At 68.4% G+C, this 1,220-nt stretch carries 2 protein-coding genes and 1 pseudogene; all 3 read right to left on the bottom strand.

Going from position 1 to position 1,220, the window contains the following annotated elements; all coding sequences use genetic code 11:
• Window positions 1-123 precede the first annotated feature (123 nt).
• Window positions 124-474 carry an HAAS signaling domain-containing protein gene (locus ACFTZL_RS44980; RefSeq protein WP_382596449.1) on the bottom strand — a complete coding sequence of 117 codons (351 nt, stop codon included), beginning with the start codon at window positions 472-474 and terminating at the stop codon, window positions 124-126.
• Window positions 475-485: 11 nt separating this feature from the next.
• Window positions 486-824: a PadR family transcriptional regulator gene (locus ACFTZL_RS44975; RefSeq protein WP_382596446.1), complete on the bottom strand. Its 339-nt coding sequence runs from the start codon at window positions 822-824 to the stop codon at window positions 486-488.
• A 131-nt stretch (window positions 825-955) separates the two neighbouring features.
• Window positions 956-1,220 (bottom strand): annotated as a pseudogene (locus tag ACFTZL_RS44970) (IS5/IS1182 family transposase); the annotation flags it as partial.

Genomic DNA, 1,220 nt, shown 5'->3' with positions numbered 1-1,220 from the left:
GCGTCCAGACCCTGCCGACCGTGCCGGACCGCTTGCCGGACCTCTCCACCAGAGCGAACACCACGGTGAGCCAGGCGACCATCTGGGCGCCGACGGAGAGCACCGCCCCGATAGCTCCACCGATCACTTCTGCGGCCCCTGGCCATCCAGGACGTCGAGCACCGCGCTCACGGCGGTGACCACCGGCAGCACGGTGGACAGCAAGACCGTGAGGAGTCGTATGTACGTGGGGTAGAAGCCGGGCCCGATCAGTGCGAGCGGCCGGTCCGCGTACTGGGCGGCGAGCCGGATCGGGTCGCCCATCTCGGTGAGCACCTCGCGTTCGGCGGCTTCTGAGTCCGCCTGGCCGCGGGCCTCGACGGTGTCAGCGATCGTGGCGTGCAGTTCGTCGGCCACGTCGCCGCGCTGGTCGGCCGGTATGCGCCGGACCACCTCCGCCACATAACGGTCAGTCAGCGCGCTGGTGCCGGACACATGCAACATGTTCAACGGTCCCCCTTGGTCAGTCGTGATATCGAGGCGCCGAGCGACTGCCACTCACGCAGCAGTCCGGTGCGGACCCCAGCGCCCTCGGGGCTGACCCGATAGAACTTGCGCGGCCTGGACTCCTCGGTGTTCCACTCACTGATGAGCAACCCCTGCTTCTCCAAGCGGCGCAGCAGCGGGTACAGGGTGTTTCCATCAACGGCGATCCCGGCATCGCCGAGCGTTTCCAGGAGTGCATAGCCGTACTGCGGCTCTTCCAAGAGCACCAGGCAGGCCAGGACGACCGTGCCACGGCGTAGCTCCTGGGCCTGGCTGAGGATCAGTTCATCGGTACCCACACGCGACACAATACTGTGCGACGCACACTAATGTACTCCCCGGGAGGGTCCCCGGCTCTCGCAGCAGCGGGAGGGCGCCCGAAGCGGCCGGGAAGCGACACCCCGCCACTCCGGCCGACTTAGACGTCATTTCACTTGGTGAGTCTGCGGTGGCATATGAGGTCGCGGCGATGGCGGTGAAGGCGAGGAAGTGTTCCGGCTTGCGCTCGTAGCGGCGGTGGAGGCGGCGGCACCCGGACAGCCAGGACACGGTCCGCTCCACCACCCAGCGGCGCCGCCGGCGTCGAGGGCCGCGACGTGAGCGGATGGGCGGGATGGCGCGGACCAGCGGGATGAGAGCCTGGCTGTCGTGGAGGTTGGCTGCGGAGATGCCGATCGCCAGGTGCAGGCCCCGGC

The sequence above is a fragment of the Streptomyces sp. NPDC056948 genome, from assembly GCF_042674225.1.
Taxonomy (GTDB): Bacteria; Actinomycetota; Actinomycetes; order Streptomycetales; family Streptomycetaceae; genus Streptomyces; species Streptomyces purpurascens.
Note: the sequence above shows the minus strand (reverse complement) of the source record. Positions and strands in the feature narration are given on the sequence as shown.